Source organism: Vibrio sp. ABG19 (assembly GCF_029962385.1).
Taxonomy (GTDB): Bacteria; Pseudomonadota; Gammaproteobacteria; order Enterobacterales; family Vibrionaceae; genus Vibrio; species Vibrio ostreae.
Genome location: NZ_CP071707.1, coordinates 1,306,875 through 1,330,910 on the forward strand (window position 1 = coordinate 1,306,875; position 24,036 = coordinate 1,330,910).

General features: G+C 52.5%; 8 protein-coding genes. All 8 read right to left on the minus strand.

What is annotated here, in order from left to right; all coding sequences use genetic code 11:
* Positions 1-22: 22 nt before the first annotated feature.
* A complete protein-coding gene (locus J0X00_RS05875) occupies positions 23-13,126 on the minus strand; it encodes a PLxRFG domain-containing protein (protein ID WP_282476612.1) in 13,104 nt (4,367 codons plus the stop codon).
* Between the two features lie 120 nt (positions 13,127-13,246).
* Complete coding sequence (locus tag J0X00_RS05880) at positions 13,247-14,728, minus strand: ATPase (RefSeq protein WP_282476613.1); 1,482 nt, start codon at positions 14,726-14,728, stop codon at positions 13,247-13,249.
* Positions 14,728-14,967, minus strand: a complete 240-nt coding sequence (locus tag J0X00_RS05885; RefSeq protein ID WP_282476614.1) for a bacteriocin — start codon at positions 14,965-14,967, stop codon at positions 14,728-14,730. Before J0X00_RS05885 ends, J0X00_RS05880 begins: the two co-directional genes overlap by 1 nt.
* Positions 14,968-14,970: 3 nt before the next feature.
* Positions 14,971-15,408 (minus strand): hypothetical protein, encoded by a 438-nt coding sequence (locus tag J0X00_RS05890; RefSeq protein WP_282476615.1) that lies wholly within the window; start codon positions 15,406-15,408, stop codon positions 14,971-14,973.
* The gene (locus J0X00_RS05895) at positions 15,408-16,079 is read right to left on the minus strand and encodes a hypothetical protein (protein ID WP_282476616.1); all 672 of its coding nucleotides are present in this window, start codon (positions 16,077-16,079) and stop codon (positions 15,408-15,410) included. The genes J0X00_RS05890 and J0X00_RS05895 overlap by 1 nt, the downstream gene beginning before the upstream one ends.
* Positions 16,079-16,480 (minus strand): hypothetical protein, encoded by a 402-nt coding sequence (locus J0X00_RS05900; protein WP_282476617.1) that lies wholly within the window; start codon positions 16,478-16,480, stop codon positions 16,079-16,081. The genes J0X00_RS05895 and J0X00_RS05900 overlap by 1 nt, the downstream gene beginning before the upstream one ends.
* A gap of 9 nt (positions 16,481-16,489) precedes the next feature.
* Positions 16,490-22,396 carry a hypothetical protein gene (locus tag J0X00_RS05905; protein WP_282476618.1) on the minus strand — a complete coding sequence of 1,969 codons (5,907 nt, stop codon included), beginning with the start codon at positions 22,394-22,396 and terminating at the stop codon, positions 16,490-16,492.
* Positions 22,396-24,003, minus strand: coding sequence for a hypothetical protein (locus tag J0X00_RS05910; protein ID WP_282476619.1), 1,608 nt, complete (start codon positions 24,001-24,003; stop codon positions 22,396-22,398). The genes J0X00_RS05905 and J0X00_RS05910 overlap by 1 nt, the downstream gene beginning before the upstream one ends.
* Between the last annotated feature and the right edge of the window lie 33 nt (positions 24,004-24,036).

Genomic DNA, 24,036 nt, shown 5'->3' on the forward strand with positions numbered 1-24,036 from the left:
ATTTCGGGGCTTTTTTTATACCTTAGAAAAAGTCGTACTCTCTTACTAGGCTTTGCAGTTTAGGGTTAACCTGGATACCGTTCTGAGACTTCGCCAGGTTGTTTTGACGGGTCTTAATCGACTGACGCAAGCCCTTAGTGGTGATTGGGTTCAATCGACCGTACTGAGAGTTGTTGTAGCGCGCGATCTTCTTCATCACCTCTCGCATTGCTTCCCCATCTTTCAAGCGGGTTGCTGTGTAATACGCATTCATCAGACTCTGACGACGCTTGTTAACGTGCTGTTCGTAGTTTTTGATGGCGTTGTTTTCGTCGTACTGAATATTGGCGCGACCAACGGCAAAGCCGAACATCTGACCGGCCAGTTCTGGATACGTCAAATCAGAAACCACCTCTGCGCCGGTTCGCGTCGTAACCCCTTCCTCGTTGATGAAACGCGCCGTTTTCAGCATATCCCTTACCGCTTTAGGCGGGAATCGCTCGATACCGCGCGCCCAATTGTCATTGGAGATATCAGACATACCCTGAGCCCAGGACACGCCGATACCACCCAGGACAGGGCCGAGCGCTTGCTTCATGTATTCCATGTAGGCGTCGTCGGCGTCCACGTCGCGGTTGATACTGCGAACCCATAAGTCATTCAGCGAAATACGGCTACCAATGCTTGGCAAGGTGCCGTGCCAGATAGTCGCGGCCCACTCTTTACCAAAAGCACCGGCTAACATGGCTTTCATTTCGGTTTCTGCATCAAACGGATCGTCATCATCCCCAAAAGCACCCTGAGCGGCGTTGATGGCCGTGGTCAGCGCCCAAAGAGGAAGCGCACCGGCACCACCGACAAAGAACGTCGTCGCCAGCGTACCGAGCAATTGCTTTTGCGCCATGCGTCTTACTTCCGGCGTTTCACCTTTGACCGACTTCGCCAGGTTAGACCACAAGTAATACGTCATGTTCTGACTGTACTGCTTGAACTGCAGCGCCACAGCGGCCATATCGCTTTGCATGAAGCGCGCGCGGTTAATGGACGAGTAATCAAAGTGGCTGTCCCAGGTATCTTTGATCGCCTGGTTAAGTGCTCTTTCGTGATCGCCGTGCTTTTGCTTCTCTAAGCGGTACGCAGCCAGGAATGTGACCTCACGGTTGAATACTTCCGCTTGGTGGAACATCCACCCTACGCGATTCATCCATTTGTTCCAGGCACCGGAATACTTCGCGTTCGGGTTTTCAGCAAGACCGGCCAGGTCTGCCGCCTGGGTTACATCGATGACGCCCTGGTCAATGGCGCGGCGCATCGCTTCTTTTTCAGAGCCGGTCAGAGTACGGCTTAATACGCCCTGACCTTCCGGCCCTTTCTTGGTCGCCGCTTTCAGGAATTCACCGCTCGCTTGAAGCATTTCTTTACTGGCTGCAGCAAAGGTGTGGCGAGAGCCCAAGATAGGCAAAGCGACCTGCAGGTTTTGTGACAAGTTCACCAGCGCTGCTGCCGGTGTTGCGCCAAGCATCCATACAAAGCCCAGGCCGGTCAGTTTCTGTGCCCAACCGGAGCGAGCCGGATTGCGCACCCACTCATGGCGCTTGTTGAGTTCTTCGACAACGCGGTCAGCCTCAACGTTGTTTGGCAGCTCCCCTACATACTTCTGAATGGTATCAAGGTGATTATCCAGGATATCCATGTGATCCAAACGGGCCTGTTGGCGCGATTGCTTAAAGCCTTGTTCAGCGAGTGCGCGCACCGCATCCTGGCTAAAACCGGCTACCCCTTTTCGGTGAATGAAGTTACGGCGCATCGAGCGCGCTGGCAGGGTACGCAGATACATCTGGTAGATTTCATCACCCAATGACTGCTTAGCAGGGTCGCTGATATGGGCCTCGTCCACCAGCTTAATTACATCTGCGACAAACGGCAGAGAGGCTTTCTGGACGGCGTTAGCTTGCGCTTTCATGCCGGAATTAATCTCGAAACCGGCGCGGGTTAGCTTCTCTGCGGCCAGCTCCATTTCGCCCTTGGTTTCAAACATCATGAACTGACGCTCACCGTCCTGGTCAGCAAAGTCAATCCAGTAGTCACCATGACGTGACAGAGGGAAGTACAAGCCCTTGGCCGCTCGCTCATTGCGCTGGCGCAACTCTGCAAGCATGGCCTTACGGATTTTCGCATCCTGTACCGCTCGGATAATGTTATCTTCCAGGGCTTTATTCATCCGGTCGCTTTGCTCGCGGTAATGGTCGCGCATCTGGCGGTATCGCGCCTTCTGCTCCTTGTTCAGTCGCGCAAACTTAGGTCGAAGCTCCACATGGCGCTGTCTGCGGTAAGGCTCTTGCTTTAACAGCTCGCGTTCTTCCTTGAGCGTGTTAAAGGCTTTACTGCCCCGCTCTGAGTTAACGCCGCCTTCCTCTTTCAGAATCCGCTCTTGTTTGGCAATGCTTTCTTCCAGCTCTGCCTGGCGTGACTGGAACGCTTCTGATGGATCCACGTCGGCCAGCGTGGCCTCATGCGCCAGAGAGAACAAGACATCAGCATCTTTTGCATTGGCTTTTGCCCAATCACTCATATCCTGAGCAATGCTCGCCGCTTGCTCTGCCAGCATATTTTGAGTGACCACCATTGAGTTAATTTCGTCCTGGTAGCCGTCGATCATGTTGCCGAGTGGCTTGTTAATCACATGCGCCACTTCCCCCATCTGGCGCAACGTCAGCATGGCGTACTTATTACGGCCCATCGCATCGAGCGTCTGACCGACTACAGGCGCACTGTACAGCGCCTGTTTGATTTTACGCACCAGGGCGCTTTGCTTCTGATTCAGCGCGGCGTCAACACTCATGGTTGCGTTCGACCTGGTTTGCGTGTCATCCCCTTGTGTTTGCTCGCGTGAACGGGACAGGAATAACGGGTCATTACCAGGCGAAGTCATGCGATCTTTTGGCGGCGGAGTGCTGAGTTTTTGCTTGGCACGGAATACCAGGTCAAGCAGCTCCGTGTTGTTGAATTCTGGCAACCAAACAAAACTCATGCGGTCGCGGAAGAACCGCCGGATCTTTGCCAGCAAGCGCTGAATCGGGTTGGCGAATTTCTTACGTTCTGCCAGGTGCGCCACCAGCTCATGCACCAGGATATTGTTTGCCTGGTCTTTGTTCATTGCGCTTGTGCCATCGATATACGGGTCAAGGTTGATACCGTTATCTTGTGCAAACTTACGAATACCATTGCGGCCACCAAGCATGATGGCTAAAGTATTTAAGTCAGGTTGGCCTTTTGCCTCCGCTAACAAACGCGCCAGTCCAATGTGACCGGCCACTTCATGATAAATAGTTTCTTCTACTTCTGAGGCGTAATTATGCTTATCAGCGACGAGCCAAACTTTGTTGCCTTCTGGATCATACAGACCATAAACCTCACCTTGTGCATCTTGGCCGGCTATTTTTTGTTTAAGGTTTGCAGGCAGATCAGACTCCGTATCCGCAACTTCAAACGCGACCGTAAAATCCTTGAGGCCAAGGCTGCGCAAAGCCGCCTGAGCAATGTCACTGATAGCACTCCGTTTCGCAGTGATCCCGCTAACTATCTTGCCGGATTTCACCCCGCTACGCCCTGCATCCGAACCACTCCGACTAAGAAGGACTGAACCAGGTTCCTCCCCTGCATCTTCCGGCGACTCGATATCTCGGGTCGCCTCTTGCTGCTGGCGTTCGTTATAACGCTGCTTGGCTTCCCCAATGAAATCATATTCCGGCGCTGGCGTGTTGGATGGCTGTTTCACCACACCGGCCACCACCGGCGCATCTGCATCGCCATCGTGAGAAGTCAGCAAGTGAACGTACTCACCACCATCGTTAAGCGCTGGCATCACACCGCTGTATTCCCATCCTGGGTAATCCATTCGCACACCGAAGGCATGATAGTTGTCGCCCTGGTACTGCAGCGTTTTAGGCTGAATGCTGTTGGGGTTGAAACTGGAACGTTTCACGCGGCGTTTAGGCTCGCTATCGATAAACTTGTTCGGCGTCTCGCTGCGGCGGATGTTCTCTTTCAGATCAGCCATTGACGTTTCGACCGATAACCACTGGTTGCGCGCCTGGGCCTCGGTTAATTCACTGCGTAAAGCGCTCAAGTCAAGTTTAGATAGCTGACGCGCCTCTTTCACACTGGTTTCCAGGTCGCGCAGCGCGCTTGTCAGGGTGCGTTGTGAGTCATTGAGTGACGTAGCAATGGTATTTAAGTGCATGGCGCTCATGAGGCGCTGAGAGCCTGTAATCGTGGTACTGGCTACCGATACCGGCGCGCTACTTAGTGGCCGTCCATTCCCATCCACCAGCGACACGGTAACGTATGGCGCGTTATTTGTGTCGGCGCTGCTCATGTCCTGCACTTCAACATTCAGTGCTAAGTGCTTGCCTAACTCCAACTTACCAGACCAATCCCGCTTTTTATCAATCGCAGCCAGGGCCGGTTTGATAATCTTGCGATTAAGCTCCGCTGAGTAGTCGGTATCCAGTTCGTTAATGGTTGGCCTTTTAGGCTTGACCGGACGCTTCAAGCCCAGGGCTTTACGTTCTTTCGCATCGAGATCCTGATAGCGCGCTTGCTCGGCTTCGTAAGTGTCATTGGCAGATAAATAGTCTGCAGCCGCCTGTGTGGCCACATCGGTAAATTCAGCCGGATCAAACTCAGTAATATTCGCTTTTTTAAACCGTGCCAGGCGAACCTCGGCCTCGGCTTTCTTATCCTGGTAAGTATCCAGAATGCGTTGCGCCGACGATTTGGAACTGGCTTGCGCGGTATATGTGCTATCCAGGTCAAGCAACTGAGCGTCAGATTCTAATTTAAGGCGGTAAATCGGATTGCCGGTTGACGCGGCTTTAAATTCCGCATAGCTATCGGCGTCAGAGTTACTGGTTTCTACGTATTCATCCAGCTCACCGTTGCGGAACTGCTCAATAGCACCGGCTTTGCGTTCCAGGATCTGCCACATAACCGGATCGCTTGAGCCTTGCGTCGTGTAAGCGGTGATTTCGACTTCAAACCCATCAGGATTACCAGCCTTTGCCGCGCGTTCGTATAGCTCGTTGCCCTGGCGAATAATTCGACCTTCACGCTGCTCCATATCTGACGGACGCCAAGGCACATCCAGGTGATGGAGCGCAACCAGGCGACTCTGCACGTTCGTACCGGCCCCCATCTTCATTGATGAGCCAATCAGCACCCGCACATCGCCCTTGCGTACCAGGTCAAACAGCGCCTCCTTTTTCATCGTGGTGTTGTAGTCATGGATAAAGGCTACCTCACCTTCTGGAATGCCTTTTTCCACCAGCGCGGCTTTCAGGTCATCGTAGACGCTGAACCCCATATCCGCCGTTAGAGTCGAGGCCGCTAACTCACGAATGTTATCTTCCAATGCTTCCAGGCGGTCGGCGTCAATCTGGTCTGTCTCTGCCAGCGCATAAATACGGTCGGTAATATCACCCAGGGTATCGCCGTACGCGGCAGATCCTTCATTCATCTGCAGACGGCTTTCAACAAATTGCTTTGCCTTTGCCTTGCCGACCACATTCTCTGCCAGAGATTGAAGGCCCGACTTCACGTTAGAAATCGCATACTTCACCGGCGTCCCCATATCGGAGAAAACCAGTTGAGCGCCTTTGTCGGCTTCCCACTGGTCGTACTGACGCTTGATGTTTTCTGCAGCGCGCGCGATTTTTCCGGTCGGGTCGCGTTGACTGGTTGGGTCTACCATTCGAACGTCCAGGGAGGCTTTCTTAGCATCCGTCAGTACCCAAAGTGGATTATCAATCTTGGCATAAGCAAGGCGATCTTCTTTGGATTTTAGGCCGTCGAACGCTTCCATTCGGGCAATCAGGTAGTCGTTGTACTCTCGCTGTGCCTCTGTGGCCGGTGCTACGTCTATCTTGCGCTTGCCGCCTTTCACATTCGGGATTGGGAAACGGGTCGATTGTTCCTGGCCGGTACGCTTGTTCTTCGCTTCTACATCCTGGCGATAGATATTCACCATATCCGCCTGAGTGATCACATCAGAAAAGCCTCGATACAGCGTAGAAAGTTGCTGCATGTTGTTGAGCCCTTTCAGGACGCTACGTTCTTTCACGGTGCCGGTCGGCGTGTATTCCAGGGTAATTTCCGTATTGAAAAAGCCACCAGCAAACGCATCATAGAATGACATATTCTTTTCGGTGAGCGTGTCATGCCCCAGGTAATACATCATCGTGTAGACTTCAACCAGGCTGTTTGAGATCGGCGTACCGGTCATAAACGTCACGCCGCCATTGTCCAGCCCCTGGATATGACGTGTTTTGATTAGCAGGTCGAGCGCTTTTTCTGAGCCTTTCGGGTCATTCATGCCAACGACGCGATCAGAGCGAGTAGCGTAAGTCAGGTTTTTAAATTCGTGGGCTTCATCCACTACCAGATAATCAACGCCCAGGTCACTAAAGTTGATACCGATTTTATCGGCGTTCTCACTCAGTGCCTTTTCTTTGTCTTTAATCTTGTTGCTCAGGCGGGTAATGGATTCTTCAATCTGAGAAACGCTGGATCCACGCTGGCCGGAATCTTTCGCTTCGCGGCGCGCTTCTTCCAGGGCACGGCGCAGCTCCGCAATTTTCTCATTTATCACTTTACGGAACGTCTCAATGTCGTTCGGCATTGCGCGTAAATGACTGTGACCAATCAGCACCACATCATAATCACCGGTCGCTATGCGAGAGAAGAATTGCTTACGCTTCTTCGCACTGAATGACTTGTCATCGGCTACCAGAATCTTAGCGCCTGGATACAGCTTGGTAATGTCTTTCGCAAAAGAGCCCAGGATATGGTTGGGAACAGCAGCCATCGGTTTCTTGCTCAAGCCCAGGCGCTTACGCTCCATCATGCCGGTGATCGCCGTAAAGGTTTTACCGGCCCCGACCGTGTGATCCAATAGCGTGTTTTTGCTTTGAATCATGCGCAACGCGCCGTCCAATTGCGTCTTACGCATATCGACCGTCGGATTCATGCCTACCGGCTGCAGATACAAGCGCCCGTTGTATTTACGGTTAACGTTAGTGTTGATTCGTTCATTGAAGTTATCCGCGATACGCCGCGCGGCGTCGGCATCGTTACGCGCCCAATTGACAAAGGTAGAGGCCATCTTGTTTGCCAGGGCATTGACTTCTCGTGTGGCCTTCTCGTTCTTCGTGCGCTGTTTACCGGCGTCATCGTAAATCACTAATGACTTGCCGTTAGCGACAGAGTTGAACATATCTGCAATAGTGGCGCGGTCGTGGCGGAATTGCGCGCCCAGGGGACTTGGAGCTCCGCGACTGGTGCTCATTCGAATTGAGCCCAGGCTACGGTTAATGTGAACCTTCGACTCAAAGCCGAGCGCCTGAGCAAAGCCCTCAAACACTTCTGGATCAATCCAGGTTGCACGGATAGACGGCTTAACCTGGTCAGGCGCTTTGTCTTCTGGCAAGACCGATTCAAGCAACTTAATGTTGGTATCCAAACCCGCGTTTTTGGCGTCCTGGTACTTGGCCTTAACGTTGCCTGACAGGTAATCATCAATGAACTCGAACTGTTCGGTTTTCGGGTTCATCAGCAGGTAAGGTTTATCGCCGGTCGTGAGTTGTTCCAGGACGGCGGCTTTATCCTTCCCAAGTAACTGGCTAATGTATTCCAGGTTGACAGCGCCATGCTCGCGCATCGAGTAATTCACCGCATCATCGACGTTACCTGCCGAGGTCGCGCGCTGGTATGGAAACAGCATCCGGCGCTCAAAAATGGCGCTTTTTGTTACTTCTCCGGTCGGACTGACCGAATCCAAACCGGACTCAATACCCACGTCGCCGGCTAAAACGTTCATGTTGGCAGAAATGCTCGCCGGTGCGCCATTTTTGCCTTTGCTGGCGAACGCCTTGCTGAACTCGTTATATTGATTGTTGAGACGCTGGCGCAGCGCCTCCATGTTATCGGCACTGGTCTTTTCCGCCTGGATCAGTTCAAGGGCCGTGTTGCGGATTGCCAGCAGACCTTTTAGCTTGCGGAATGGATTCTTCCCTAAACGCGTGTTGTCGATGGCTGCATCGAGCGCAGACAACGCCTGAGCCTTGCTGCCATTACCGTTCAGGTAGGCAACGGCGGATTTTGATGCAGATTCCCGTACCTGAGAGCTGCGGAACTCGCTTTTTATCTTACCGCTCGCCGCGCTTAATACTTCCTGCTCAATCAACTGCTTTAGACGCGCTTTGTCGCCGGTGTTCACGAGCTGGCGAATATGATCGAACGTCATACCTTCATCAGACCAAATGGTATCCGGCGTCACTTCATACACTTGCGCACCATTCATCGGATGATCCATGCCACGACGCATTACCTTGCCTTCGTCGTTCAGCATCATGCCATCAATAGCCAGGTCAGACTCAGATAGCATGACCTGGCTTGCCATCGTATCTTTTATTTCCGGCGTCAGGCTCAAATCCTGGCCTCGGGACAAAAGATCCAAGGCATCAGTGATTGATTTTTGCAGGTTCGCGTGTTCTGCCGTCGGATTAACCGTCGATTCCGTTTCATCCCCTCGGTACATCTTTCCTTGAGCAACTTCGCCCAGGATGAATTCGGGGTTTTGTTCAAACCATTTATTGATGCGAAAACCGTTCACTTCGCCGTTGGTATCCGTCCAAATAGTGTTCTTAGCCTTCTCACCAGCTTTCAGTTTACGGAACACCACAATGTCGGTTGTCACTTCGGTTGCCGCATTCGCTTTAAAGGCATTATTCGGCAGACGCAACGCACCGATAAACTCTAAGTCATTGCTCAGTTGGCGGTGATTTTTATTCGGCGTATCGAGGAAGCGGCTAGTAATGACTTGCATCATTAGCCCGTTTTCATGCAGTAACTTGGCCGACTTGCCGATAAAGTAGTTGTGAATGTTCATCCCTGACAGGTCAGGATTTTTGCGGTCGTTAATGGGCGTTGAACCGAACGGCGGGTTGCCAATCGCCAAAGAAAAAACGCCGGTTTTAAACGGCGTTTCTTCGAATCCTGCGACATTAATGTTGGCTTCTGGATAAATCAGCTTGGCAATATTGCCGGTCACGGAATCCAGTTCGGACGCAAACCAAGTGGAATTATCACGCATCCCTTCCGGTTGCCAGCCAATGAAGTTTCCTGAACCAATCGATGGCTCCAACACGTTCATTGGCGCATCGCCCAGGCCAAACGCTTTAACGCCATCCCACATCGCTTTAACTACCGACTCACTGGTGTAATGCGCATTACGGACACTACCACGCACAGTGTTGTATTCGTCGTCAGTCAGCATGGCTTTTAGGGTCTGGTGCGCTTCGATTTGAGACTTGCTGGCATTTGTGCCGTCAAACACTGAACCCAAACCGCCCCAACCACTATATTGTGCCAGCACCTGCTTTTGCTGCAGAGTGGCGGGTTCGCCGGTGCGCATCAGGTTCTTCAATAAGCGAATCGCCGCAAGGTTAGCGGCGATTCGTTGGGAGGTGGTTTTGCTGGAAAGGTCGTTTACATCATCCAGGCTTAGGCGTTCATCAGGGCTTCCCTGTACGCTTCGCTCTCCGCCATCTGATAGTTCGTCCCCGCCTGGATTTTGATCATTGTCTGTTCGACTATCTGTTTCGCCATCGATCGCGCGATTGGCGTTAGTTGTTCCACCGGCATCCGTTTGTACTTCGGATTGTCCCGAAGGTCTTTCATTAGGTCGGCTTGTACCTGCCCTTTCCCTGCCATTGCCTGATTCTCCGCTGTCATTTTGATTTAATTTTAATTCAGGGCTATCCGAATTGGTATTTTTCTCGCCTCTTTGCTGCTCACCTTCTGGCTTTCCCGCTTCCGCAACCTCATTGCGGTAATCAGAGTTATCTTTGTAGTAACGCTCGAACTCATTGAGGCCACCGAATGAAGTCGTAGCTTTGATCGCTTGCTCTAACTCCTTGGCTGTAAACCCTGCCTTTCGGTATGCCTCTCGAACGCCTTTCAGGCTGGCTTTTGAACGCGGCTTGCCACTGCTATCACGGTTTAGCTGCACAACTTGACGAATCACCGCTTGGGCCTCATCCAGCATCTTTTCCTGGCGTGAGCGTTGAGACGGCTGGCTGTCTTGTGCGCTGCGTGGTTTACGCCACAATGCGTATGGGCCTCGACTGGTTTGCGTGGTGACATAATCGTTGGGATTGTTCCTGGCATCGGAGTATCGAGCATCGTCAAAGCCGTCTACTCCTGACGCAATCATTTCGTAACCGTCACTGAGCATGCGGCTCATTTGTGGTTCTTCTCGGTCAGAGTCTCGCCCTAAATGCTCAACACCTGGCACTACCTCAGTGACCGCCGTTTGCTCAAGGCCACTCTCGGTCGATTCTTCCTGGCTACCACGGCGCGGTGCCTGAGAACGGTTACGCGCATCTGAGTACGCGTAGCGTAAATCGCCTTGCCGTTCTTCGCGCTGACGGTCGTTAACCGCTTCCATTGTATTCTCAGCACGGCGCAAGCGGGTACGCTCATTGAGCGCTGCCGTTTTGCTGATAAACTTGTTCGCCAGGCTGCGAACGCTACCGGCCATTTGGGCTTTTGCCTCTTGCTTGCTGACTTGCTGGCCGTCAATTTCAACCGTTTCACCAGGCGCACGATCAATTACCTGGTTGATGCGGCGGATAGATTGCGTGATGAGGTTTTGTTTGAACTCAGTAGCAGAGCGGGATTGCATGCGCTCTAAGATTTCGTTGGCCTTCTGCCTGGTATTATTTTGCTCTCGTTCGTTCGGAGTATTAAAACGCGCGGCCAGGTCTGCAACGGCATCATTCAGGCTTTCACCACGGAGCACCCTCCCATCCTGGGCATAAGCGCGCAACCGCTGCTCGTTGTTCTGGAATTCTTCTAAGACCGCATCAGAATCGAACCCTTTTGAGCGTCGTAACTTGCGACGCAGACGTTTAGAGATACCTTCTTGGCCCAACGGCTGCGGGAAGAAAGTGCGCTCTAACTCTCGTTCCTTATTTTCACGCTGCAGTTGTTCTATTTGACCCGGTGTTCTGCGGCCACGCGCGTTGGTTTCTGCAGTAGACAGTTGATCGAGGCGATTGCCAGTCTGTCCCAATGCACTACGGCGAGTCTCGATATCTTCCTGGCGGCGGTCGTTCTCCTGCTGCTGCAGGCGAGCGGGTTCATAATCCTGGTCACGCTGTTCTTGCTCCAATCCGGCGCGCGCTTGCTCATCTTGGCGGCGCTGCCAGGCTTCGGTCGGCAGCTCCTGGCGTTCGTTCCAGCCTTCCGGCTCCTGGCGCGTACCCCAAGGGCCGGTATTGAGTGACCGTGCCGATTGGTATGCCTCATCGCCTAATCGTGAGATAGCCAGGTTTGCGCGCGCACCACGCGGGTTATCAATCACTCCGGCGTCCGAATAACGGTTAAGGCGCTGAGCGACCCGCTGTTCTTCGGTCGGTGCTGTTCGGTTACGCTCGATGGCTCGATTCACAATTCCGTTCTGAGCGGAGCCGGTACTTAGTTCGCCTTGGGATGCCATTACATCCAGCTCACCGTAAGCGCCTTCGGCCTCCGCATCAGTACCGGTGGCAATGGTATCGAGCAACTGATCCACGCGCTCTGAGTCAACACTGCGCGCATTGGCAATCATATCGCGGTCGGGCTGGCTGGCTGTCAGTGTGCTTTCTGCCAGACTGCGGTTAACCGGTCGGCCATCGCGTTGCAGGGCTCCGAGTAGGTTCTGACGTGTTTTAGAAAAGTGGCTGTATCTTGCCGCGCGCCGCTCGTCATCAGCTTGACGCTCCGCCGCTTCTTCTCTGAGCTGTTCAGCCGTCTTAGGCTCCGCCTGACCCTCAACCGGCTGCTGAGCATCGACCGGCGCTGCGTCTGTAACGCCACCTTGTACGGGTTCACTCCCATCTACCGGCGCGTCAGGCTCTGCGTCTGCAGTTGGATCAACTTGACCTGGATCCGTCGCTGTATCTTCGGTCGCTTGAGTTTGCTCACCTCGATTACGGAATCGACCGAGAGCCCCGCCACCAGCACCAAGCGGCCCACCTGTACCCACACCGACGGCCATACCTTCTAAGGCATTGGTTAAAGCGCCGGATGTAGGATCGACATTGGTGCCTGCCGCTTCATTAAGTACCTGGTTTTGAGCCACAGTTTGCCCGTAGCCTTCAATGAATTCCGTACCACCTTCGGACACGGCACCTTTGACCGCGCCAGACACAATACCTTTGCCCATTTTGCCGAGCAACGCATCAAACAGGAACTTGTCACCCATTGCACCAGCGACCGAGGCAGCAATGGCTGTAGGGTCAGTGGACATTTGTGAACTCGCGTAACGAGCGGTTTCTTCTTTGGCTTTATCAAACAGAGCGGTTGCGCTTAGCCCTTCGTTTTCCGGTTCATCAGCCAGGCGCAGCAAAGAACTCTGGAAATATGGCGATTGGTCAGCCAGCGTGGAGGAATCCATTTGCATGACCGTGTTATAGGCATCCATACTCGCACTACCTAGCGAGCTACCTACGCCTGCAGCCATTGCTCCGGCACCACCAACGCGCGCGATAGCCTTGTCTGCGACGGCGGCGGCGGCTTGTTCCGTTGCGCCCTTTTTGACCATTGAACGCATGATAGTGCCACGAAGCGCCACCTTAGCAGCGGCACCGGCACCACCACCGGCGGCAAGGTTTGGCACCAGCGAACCCAGGCCGTTAGCGATCTTCATTGCCCATACATCGATATCACCGGCACCGTCAGCGAATACAGCATTGCCATTTTCGTTTTCATCGAACAATCGGGCATTCAGCGTTTCTCGGCCTTCCGGCGTCATACTTTGTTCAACAAAATCTGCGCCGGAATTCGCCACATCACGCAGACTTTCACCCACGCCTAACGTGTTTTCCGCCAGCTCACCAATGCCCGCAATTCCCCGCAAGGCTCCACTGCCAAATGCTTTAGCTGTATCACCTAATGTTGCGGTGTAGTCCTTCGCTTTGGCGTTGGGATCTTCGAACTTAAAGTTACTTGGTAGGAATGAACGTTGTTCATTGCTCATATCCGTTGTGGCGTTAACGGTCGATTTTGTCGAAAGATCATCGCCTAAAATTTTATTGTCTTGCATGCGCGCTCCAAATTGCAGACATAAAAAAACCGCCACCCCATAAGGGCAGCGGTTCATTAGAGAGACTGGTTTTAGTATGGGAAAATCTACCACACTTTGATTTCATCGCCTACCGGCAGATTAAAATGGCCGTGCAGTTCCGCTATAGCCTGAGTAATCGACTTCTTTATTGGAAGTCGCGGATGGTGGGCGAAAAACATCACGCAAGCCGGATGATAGATTTTGTTGCCATTGTGGCGAACGTGCCAGGTATTCACGGTTAGCGCGGTCATAATCACTTTCACCACCACCTTGCTTTTCAGATCGTAACTTCGCCAGTTGTTCCTGCCTTTTCTTTTCGCCTTCGGCATCTTGCCGCATTTTGACCGCTCTCTGATAGTTCTGCTCTAACGTTTCTGGCGCGATGTTCGACACATCCAAACTCTGACTGAGTTCAGCGATAAACTGCTGCTTTTGTGGATCCTGCGCTGCCCACTGCTGAGCCGGAGTCAGGCGACTGCCTTCTCTCGGGCCTCCAGCTTTACCAAATACCTGGTCAATGGCTGCACGACGCTCATCAAAGCGCTGGTTAACCGCATCCTTTTGCTCTGGCGTCGCATCAAGTAAGTTACCAAGCGCCTCACTTCGGTCTTGCTCAAGCTCAGTTACCGCGTCACGCCATTGCTTTGCCACTTCGGATTGAGTCTTTTTATCTGAGCCGCTAAACAGCTTCGCGTAGTTATCATTATTAAAATATTCCTTCGCTAAAGTTATTTGACCGGTTACGTCCTTCATGAAGTCTTCCAGGGGAATGACTTTCACCGCCTGGTCAGCACCTGCCCCACGCCCCTCGGTGACGGCAGCGTTACGGGTTGAGCCGTCGTCATACGTCACCTTAAGGCCGACGACAACGCCTGGCTGCTCACCTTCTCGGTTTGGGTCAATATCCGCTACAAAGTCATGCCGCAGGTACTGCTTATCAGTGATCACTTTACCGGTTTGCGGGTCTTTTTCACCAATGCCTTGCTTCGCGTTTCGGTCTAGCAATGTCCCCACTGCTTTGGTGAATCGCGGATCTTGGTAGGACATAGAGCCATTCAATACTTGAGGCATGGCCGACTCTACTTCATAAGCAGCTTGGACAACGCGAGGTGAGTAGCGCCTTGGGTCATACGCACTGCCTTTGACGTACTCATTATCGAATATCGGATCAATTTCTCCACTCTCAATAAACTTCTGCGCACCGGCTTGGATAAGCGGCATATTCTCCGTCAAATACCCGAGCTTCTTCTTCTGAGCAAGATCCCATTTGTGTACATCACGCTGAGCGGCCTGATTCTCCATTTGAATGCTCTGCAGAGCGCTTTGCTTTTTCTGAGAGGCTTGATAACGCCGTTCTTCTTTCTCGTCTTTTTTCTGCCGGTAGTCTTGCTCTTTCTGATAACGTTCTTCATTGCGCTCATCGATATCAGAAAGACGTGCTCGTTCATTCTGATAACGTTCTTCATTGCGCTCATCAAGCATCTGACGGCGCTCATTGTCTTCTTGACGCTGATAATGGCGCTCTGCTACGTCGAACCCGCGCAATGCACCATCCATAAACCCTCTGGTATCTAAAGCCATTAGAACAACTCCCCGACAACAAAACCTGCAGCCGCGCCGACTGCAGTACCAAACCCTGGCGCGATTGCCGTGCCGATTCCGGCACCGGCCCCGATGGCCGACAATGTTTTTTGCCGCTTGGCGTCCTTAATGTTCTGGTTCACGTTGTCGCGCTCAACTTCACGCTGCGCTGACGAACGCAACCCCGCTAACGCCTGTTTGCGCGTATCAGCGCCAAGACTCATTAAACTGTAACTCATGCTTTACCCCACATTCATTTGCGCCAGCGCACCGCGAGGACTGCCGCTTAATACACTCATGGCGCGATCTTGTTCGTTCTCACGCAAGCTGTTTTTTGCCGTGACGGCGGCTAATGACGTTTTGGCCTGGTTATTTTCATCATCCGTTGCCTGGACACCATAGCGGCCCATCTGATTGACATTGGCTAACGTTGCGCTGTTCTGAGCGCTGGAAAAGTTGTCGTCTACTCGCGCGAGTTGCTGGTCGAGCAGTTCGCCGCTTTGGGTCTGATCCAACAACTGCTTTTGCTGCGGATAAAACCGTGTCAACCAATCCTGATACTGCTGATTCGTCACCGCTGCGTAGTTGTTTTCTGCTGAGTTGCTGACTGAAATATTGCCGGATGACGAAGTAGAAGACGATGTGTTCAGCACACCATTGATGATACCGCCAAAAGACATTATCGACCTCCAAGATGCGTTGCCGATTGCGGGTTATAAACACGGTTGTCAGCCAAGGATAATGACCTCGATTGGTCAGAGACGAATCCTGTGTCCGGCGTTACCGTATCACGATTTAAATACATGCTGGTTCCAATGCCGGCCAATGTTCCCACGGTTTGGGCGGTCGCTGCACTGCGGTTAAAATCGCTGTACGCATCATTGGTTGCACGTTGTGAAGCCAGGTTCGCGGTATCATTGATACCGGCCAAACCTTCTGCTTTTTGTCCCTGGCCAATCGCAACGATATCCTGCTTACCGGTGACGTACTTGTCTTGTTCAGCACTTTGCGCTCGGTTGACCGTATCCCCTTGAGCAATTGCCTGATCGGTTGCCAGGTCAGAGAGCGTAGATTGGAACTTAGCGGAACTCGGGTCGATACCGGCTTGCGCCAGGTTCTCCGCAGTTGCTTCTCTTGCCTTGCCGTACTCTCGGTTGTAACTCAGGTCAGTCGATTGCTTCACGTCTGCCATATTAGAATCTGAGTTAATGTTATCCACTCGCTGCATGAATAGATTCTCGAACGGCTTCAACTCCTTGTTATAGATATTCCATTGCTTGACAGCAATTTGAGACGCTGCCTTTTCTGCTGCTGTTTCTTTGCGTTCGCCGCCGCCTGGATCACCTGCCATTAAACTAACTCCTTCAACCAGGTACTGATATGACCATTTTTCTCAACCAACTGGTAGCCGAGCCTTTTACTTACCCTGGCAAATGCCTTGCCGAGAGCGGTACAGAAAACAAGCTGCTTCGCCCCTATCTGGCGGCACAGCCGTTCAATTTCGGGTTGGTACTTTGTGGTGGCACCTTGCACAAACGAATACGCGAACATAATGCACACCTTGTCACCATCAAACGGTTTCAGCACCAGGAAACCATCCGGCGACAGAAACAAAAACGCCTTACGGTTAAGTAAGGCGCGATCAACGTTCTCTGCAAAAGCATGACGGTTTTTATGTTCTGTTTTCAAAAGTATGGGGTAAAGTCTACCTCGCCACTTATCGTAAGGCTGCAATGATAACTGTGTATTCATACAACTCTATCATATATTAATCGTTCTATTCTTGTATAAGGCAAAGTCAATATCTTGAGCATTGAATGTAAAAGTAAAGCCGCTTACGTTCCCCCAAAGAGTTCCAGCAACAACCAACTCAAAGGGTATCATCCTTGGGGTCACTTCGGCTGGTAATTCAATATATACGTTTCCACCAGTACCAGGGGCGTATTGAACACTCTGGTAAACTTGTTCGTTAGCAAGGTTTCGATATCTTACCCAAACGTAAACGTTGCCGCCTCCTGTGCTCCAGTCCATCGGCGGCACCCTTAGCAATCTATCTATATTGGTGCTTTCGATCTCCCAAGTTCCAATAACGTACTTAGTGCCATTATTGCTTGAGTTTACATACCGATTGTAATTACTCGCCTTGTGAACTCGAATGCCCGTATAAATATCGCCCTTAATCTGATTGGCCTCCAGCATTCCTAGCACCTGGCAACTTTCATCAATCACCACATTTGAAGCGGTCAGGTTCTTAATTGAGCCGCTTGTTGCCTCCATGTGGCCTTTCATCCACATGTTACCGGAACCATCGACATAAACATTGTAGCCATTAAACGGGCCACCAGGGCCGAGCATGAGCCGTGCACCATTGATGTCACCACCATTTATTACGGGCGCGGTCATTTCAATGCCAGCCTTAACACTATCAGCCACAATCTGTTGAGCGGCCAGAATCTGTATTGTGGCTTCTTCAATCATCGCTTGCTGCATAATGACGTTGCCATTTTGGACGGCAAATAATGGCTTAACCTGACCAGGTGAGTTGGGATCATAAACAAAGAACTGTGTCGCACTGACCACCACTTGGCTAGTACCTTCCGAATCGGCCAGGATACCAATACCTGCGGAAATGTCACCGGCCTGAGCTTTCGCTGCCCACAGAGCGCGAAACGCTTCGCTTCCGTCATCATTAATTTCAGCAATAGCTTGTGCATTAGTCTGCGCGGCGGCACTCGCATCACCGGCAGTGGCTTCAACCGTGTCTACACGCTGAGAAATGGCCTGATTGTTACTGCTCACTGTTTGCTGTAAGGACGTGAGACTGGCATTAGTAGCGGCGTCGGCGGATTGGTAATCAGATTCAAGACCATCTACACGTTGCGCCATCGCCTGATCGTTATCGCTGACGGTTTGTTCAAGGGCCGTCAGGCTGGCGTTCGTCGTCGCGTCTGCTGCCTTGTACGCGGTATCGAGAGAACTGATCTGCTGAGCCAGGGCCGAATCGCCATCCGCGACCGCTTGTTCCAGGGCAGATACATTCGCGTTGGTGGTTGCATCTGCCGCCTTAAACGCTGCATCGATATCATCCACTCTTTGCGACATTGCCTGGTCGTTGGTACTCACCGTCTGTTCTAACGTGGATAGACTCGCATTGGTCGCCGCATCAGCGGCTTTATATGCGGTATCCATTGCGCTAATTTGTTCGGTTAGCGCTTGTTCTGCATCTGCCAGGGCTTGGCGAGATTCAGTAAAATTCGCTTCACTGACGGCGGATTCTGCGTCGCTTGACGTTTTGTAAGCCGCATTCAGTTGGCGAATTTGCAGGGCCAGGACGTGCGCGGATGAGGCGATAGTCTGCGTTAGTTGCTGCAGCTCTGCAGAGTTTTTCTGATCGCCTTGTTCCACGCTGGAAGAAAGCGAATTGATTTGTTGCGAGAGCGCTTCGTCTGCAGCACTTACAACTTGCTCAAGCGTATCTATCGCCGCGTTTGTGGCGCTGTCTGCTGCCTTATAGGCCGCGTCCAGGTCATCCACACGCTGGCTCATTGCCTGGTCATTGTCGCTCACCGTCTGCTCAAGCGTACTTAAATTGGCATTGGTTGCAGCATCGGCCGCTTTATAGCTCGCATCGAGAGACGCTACTTGTTGTGCAAGAGCTTGATCGCCATCTGTCACCGTTTGCTGCAGCGCGGTTAACGTGGCGTTCGTCGCCGCATCTGCCGCCTGGTAATCGGATTCAAGACCATCCACACGTTGAGACATCGCCTGATCGTTATCGCTGACGGTTTGTTCAAGGGCCGTCAGGCTGGCGTTCGTCGTCGCGTCTGCTGCCTTGTACGCGGTATCGAGAGAACTGATCTGCTGAGCCAGGGCTGAATCGCCATCCGCGACCGCTTGTTCCAGGGCAGATACATTCGCGTTGGTGGTTGCATCTGCCGCCTTAAACGCTGCATCGATATCAGCCACTCGTTGAGACATCGCCTGGTCATTGTCGCTGACGGTTTGCTCAAGGGCCGTCAGACTGGCGTTCGTCGTCGCGTCTGCTGCCTTGTACGCAGTATCGAGAGAACTGATCTGCTGTGCCAGAGCGGAATCCCCATCCGCGACCGCTTGTTCCAGGGCAGATATATTCGCGTTGGTGGTTGCATCTGCCGCCTTAAACGCTGCATCGATATCAGCCACTCTTTGCGACATCGCCTGGTCGTTGTCGCTGACGGTTTGCTCAAGGGCCGTCAGGCTGGCGTTCGTCGTCGCGTCTGATGCCTTGTACGCGGTATCGAGAGAACTGATCTGCTGAGCCAGGGCTGAATCGCCATCCGCGACCGCTTGTTCCAGGGCAGATACATTCGCGTTGGTGGTTGCATCTGCCGCCTTAAACGCTGCATCGATATCAGCCACTCGTTGAGACATCGCCTGGTCATTGTCGCTGACGGTTTGCTCAAGGGCCGTCAGACTGGCGTTCGTCGTCGCGTCTGCTGCCTTGTACGCAGTATCGAGAGAACTGATCTGCTGTGCCAGAGCGGAATCCCCATCCGCGACCGCTTGTTCCAGGGCAGATATATTCGCGTTGGTGGTTGCATCTGCCGCCTTAAACGCTGCATCGATATCAGCCACTCTTTGCGACATCGCCTGGTCGTTGTCGCTGACGGTTTGCTCAAGGGCCGTCAGGCTGGCGTTCGTCGTCGCGTCTGATGCCTTGTACGCGGTATCGAGAGAACTGATCTGCTGAGCCAGGGCTGAATCGCCATCCGCGACCGCTTGTTCCAGGGCAGATACATTCGCATTGGTGGTTGCATCTGCCGCCTTAAACGCTGCATCGATATCATCCACTCTTTGCGACATTGCCTGGTCGTTGGTACTCACCGTCTGTTCTAACGTGGATAGACTCGCATTGGTCGCCGCATCAGCGGCTTTATATGCGGTATCCATTGCGCTAATTTGTTCGGTTAGCGCTTGTTCTGCATCTGCCAGGGCTTGGCGAGATTCAGTAAAATTCGCTTCACTGACGGCGGATTCTGCGTCGCTTGACGTTTTGTAAGCCGCATTCAGTTGGCGAATTTGCAGGGCCAGGACACGCGCTGATGAAGCGATAGTCTGTGTTAGTTCCTGCAGCTCTGCAGAGTTTTTCTGATCGGCTTGTTCCACGCTGGAAGAAAGCGAATTGATTTGTTGCGAGAGAGCTTCGTCTGCAGCACTTACAACTTGCTCAAGAGTATCTATCGCCGCGTTCGTGGCACTGTCTGCCGCCTTATAGGCCGCGTCCAGGTCATCCACTCTCTGCGCCATCGCCTGGTCATTGTCACTCACTGTTTGCTGCAGTGTTGCCAGGTTCGCATTCGTCGCCGTGTCTGCTGCCTTGTACGCGGTATCGAGAGAACTGAGCTGCTGTGCCAGGGCGGAATCCCCATCCGCGACCGCTTGTTCTAGGGCAGATACATTCGCGTTGGTGGCGTTGTCGGCGGCTTTGTAATCGGCGTCTAGTTCATCAACTCTCTGCGTGATTGCCTGTTCATTATCACTGACCGTTTGAGAAAGTGACGTGAGGCTTGCGTTTGTGGACGCATCCGCCGCCTTGTACGCCGCATCCAGATTTAATATCTGCTGCGCTAACGCTTCATCACCATCACTTACTGTTTGCTGCAGCGTGGCTAGACTGGCGTTCGTTGCTGAGTCTGCTGCCTTGTAAGCGGTATCGAGTTCATCAACACGCTGAGATATCGCTTGTTCATTATCGCTGACCGTCTGCTCCAGTGTTGCGAGACTAGCGTCTGTTTGCGCGTCTGCGGCCTTATACGCGGTATCGAGATCCGAAATCTGTTGCGCCAGCGCACTGTTCCCATCCGTCACCGTCTGCTGTAGCGTGGTGAGAGTTGCATTGGTAGCCGCATCGGCGGATTGATAATCCGCTTCTAAGCCATCAACCCTTTGAGCCATTGCCTGGTCTTTATCCGCTACCGTTTGTTCTAACGCAGTCAGGTTGGCGTTCGTCGTGGAGTCAGCCGATTTATAAGCGGCATCGAGAGCATCAATTTGCTGAGCCAGAGCCGAATCACCGTCTGTAACAGTTTTCTGCAGGTCAGAAATGTTGGCATTGGTCGCTGCATCCGCCGACTTGTAGGCTGCGTCCATATCATCAACACGCTGCGTCATGGCTTGTTCGTTGTTCACGACAACCTGCTCTAGTGACGAAATCTGCGCCGTTAATGCTGTTTCATTGGATTGCAGCGTCGCCTCTAACGACGCCACTATCTCAGCTAATGCTTGATCAGCTTCGGTAAGCAGCCGTTGCGATTCCGTGATCTGCGCGGTGGTTGCTACCGCCTGGGCCTCGGTTCTTGTCTCATAGGCCGCGTTCAGTTGTGAGATCTGCATTGCCAGGACTGAACTGGTATCGGCTAACACCGTTTCCAACGATTTGATATTGGCCGTAACCAGTCCGTCTGCAGATTTGTATTCCTGCTCAATGCGCGCTAGCTCACTATCAATCGTGGTCTTGGCGAACGTGAGCGCATCGTCCAAATCAACGTCGGCTTGTGACAGATCGCTAACAGCCTGGTTTAACGCATCAGAAATCTGTGTGATACCGGCCTGCAGGTCTGCACTGGCGGCTTGTTGGTCAGCTTTAGCCTGATCAATCGCAACATTGGCCGCATCGATACCGGCTTGTAAAGTCGCATCTGACTGGGCTTGATCAACCTTCGCCTGGTCAATGGCCTGGTTGGCCGCATCGATACCGGCTTGTAAAGTCGCATCTGACTGGGCTTGATCAACCTTCGCCTGGTCAATGGCCTGGTTGGCCGCATCGATACCGGCTTGTAATTCCGCATCCGCTAATTGCAGATCAGTTCTGGCTTGCGCCAGGGATTGGTTGCTTGCATCGATACCGGCTTGCAATGCTAAATCGGCTTGCTCTAAGTCATTCTTAGCCTGAACGACGGCGGAATTTGCGGCATCAATGCCACTTTGCAACGTGGCATCGGCGGCGGTTAAATCCAATTTTGCCTGGTCAATGGCATCGTTAGCAGCATCGATACTGGCTTGCAGCGCGGCATCACCGGTGACCTGATCGGCTTTTGCTTGCTCTAACGCTTCGCGCTCCGCTTTCGTGTCAATATCGGCTTGCAACTCAGCCACAAGCGCTGACTCTCTCAACTGTTCAGCCAGGTCATCAATGATACTGCCAACATCAGGCGACGTTTCTGCAAGAACCCCATTCACATCTTGGTATGGCCCTGGGGTATCTGAGCGATTAACGAATCGCACCCAATAGTAATAGGCACTACCAGGGCGAACGACATCACCGAATACAGTGGCCGGTGTGGTGGCTATCAAAACTGCTTGAGATAAATTGTTCTCCGTGGCGCGCCATACTTCAGCATGAGCAAAACCACTAAACGTGGGATTATCCCACTGGATCAAGATTGACGAAAATCCACCAAACACTTTCACGTTTTGCGGGGCGTGAGGTGTTTCAACTATCTCACTGTCACCCTGATTGGATGTAGAGCCGACCATGATCCGGTTAACGGTTCCTTTTAATGTGGCCACATCGGTTTCGGTGACAGCTCGGTGAGCCCCGTTGCCTCGTTGGCCGGTGAGTATTTCAACGTTCTCGTATAGCGCCTCTAGGGTGCGTCCGGCTCGGAAAGGGTTTTTCTTTTTTGCCATCAGTACAATTCCACCATTGCGTCTGCCAGTATAATTCGCTCTACCTTGCTCGCGCCTTCAATCTTGACCTGCCACTTGGTGCCACGCATAGCCGGTAGCCGGAAAGCTATGTCGGTCAATTCTCCCGGGCTCAGCTCATAAACCGTCTCGCCATCCACAAAGAAGGACACTTTTAGGCGTTCGGGGGATTCTGCCTGGATACGCGCACAGGTGATCATTGAGTCTTGAGGGATAAGGAACTGCTTACTTTGCCAGGCCATAGAAAGGTGTTCAGAGCCACGCCGCCAGGAATTGAGGTAACCACCTTGTGCGATATAAAGAGTATCGTCTTGCAGGTAGTTGTAGGCCGCGTCCCAGGTCGCAGACAAGCGGGTGAAACTTTGAGTGCCAGGGTCGAAGATAAATGCGCCGCCATCATATTGAGCGATGTATTTGCCGTCGTTCGCCCAGGCCCGAATGGTTTCAGGTTTAAAGGCTTGCCAGCTCTCTCGGTCGATAATGGTTTCTGTGATCACCACGGCGCTGGATGATGAAATCGCAACTAAGCCATCCGGCGAAGCATATAATGCCATGCCATTGATAACGGCTAATGAGTCAGGGCTGACACACGCTTGCTCTACGTTCAGGCGCTGGCCGGTGATGGTTTCAGGATTGATACCCGAAAAAAGAAAGGGCTTGCCTTTGGTCGCTACAACTAATGACGTTTCTATTGGCGCTATCGCAACAATATCATCGTCAGTCACGCCCGTATTAGCACGGTTCCAGGCGTAAGGAAGGTACGCCTCTGAGAACATTACCTCGTTGCCAGCAAATCCGGCACATATCCCGTTTGCCATTGAGCACAGACCGCGCATGGATTCGTCAGGTACATCGTAATCCCAGGTATCCAGCGTCGGGCCGTTAATGTCACGCTCCGAATCAACATACTCTGACTGACTGATAGGCAGCTCTGCCACAAGCAAGTAATCACCTTCACCACCAGATGTGACCGACCGGTAAAGGCGTGTATGCGTGATATTGTGGGTATTCACTCCTGGCGTCGCTAAGCTGACCGTCACGGTAGAGCCTGGCTTTTCAATCAACACCGAAGCGCTGGCATCACCTGGGCCACCTTCCTCACCAAAGGCTGTCACGTAAGTCTGGATGTATAGCCGGTCTTCATCGTCATAAGACGGCAGCTCTCCCTCTAGCGGGTCTTCTCCGGTCGAATCATCCACATTAGTCACAATCGGAGGGCTTGACGGTCTTGGCACTCCAAGGTCATACCATGCGGCAGGCATAACGCCACTGCCGGTCGCAATATCTTGGGCCGTCAGCTTAGGCTTTTGCTGCCCTGTCCAGTAGACACGCTGATACTGGTCTTGTGCCATCGGGTTAGCGATCACATCCACACGCTCAGCAAACGTAAACCAGTGTGAATGTGCGTATAAAAACAGGGTTGCCGGAGCAGAGATAGCAAGCTCAGGGCCGTCTGCATCGTTTCTTAATGGCGAAACAATGCCACGTTCGAATTCACAGTTTTCAGCCAAGGTCGCGGCTTCGTTCGGCAGTAAATGGGGTTCAAGTCTAGGGACTTCCCCTTTCATCGTGGGTACGTCAATTCGCATTTTCAGACCTGTAAAGACAAAAAAAGCGGCCAA

Coding starts and splice junctions, on each gene's coding strand:
- J0X00_RS05875 (WP_282476612.1), bottom strand. CDS start 13,126: ATGCAAGACAATAAAATTTTAGGCGATGATCTTTCGACAAAATCGACC.
- J0X00_RS05880 (WP_282476613.1), bottom strand. CDS start 14,728: ATGGCTTTAGATACCAGAGGGTTTATGGATGGTGCATTGCGCGGGTTC.
- J0X00_RS05885 (WP_282476614.1), bottom strand. CDS start 14,967: ATGAGTTACAGTTTAATGAGTCTTGGCGCTGATACGCGCAAACAGGCG.
- J0X00_RS05890 (WP_282476615.1), bottom strand. CDS start 15,408: ATGTCTTTTGGCGGTATCATCAATGGTGTGCTGAACACATCGTCTTCT.
- J0X00_RS05895 (WP_282476616.1), bottom strand. CDS start 16,079: ATGGCAGGTGATCCAGGCGGCGGCGAACGCAAAGAAACAGCAGCAGAA.
- J0X00_RS05900 (WP_282476617.1), bottom strand. CDS start 16,480: ATGAATACACAGTTATCATTGCAGCCTTACGATAAGTGGCGAGGTAGA.
- J0X00_RS05905 (WP_282476618.1), bottom strand. CDS start 22,396: ATGGCAAAAAAGAAAAACCCTTTCCGAGCCGGACGCACCCTAGAGGCG.
- J0X00_RS05910 (WP_282476619.1), bottom strand. CDS start 24,003: ATGCGAATTGACGTACCCACGATGAAAGGGGAAGTCCCTAGACTTGAA.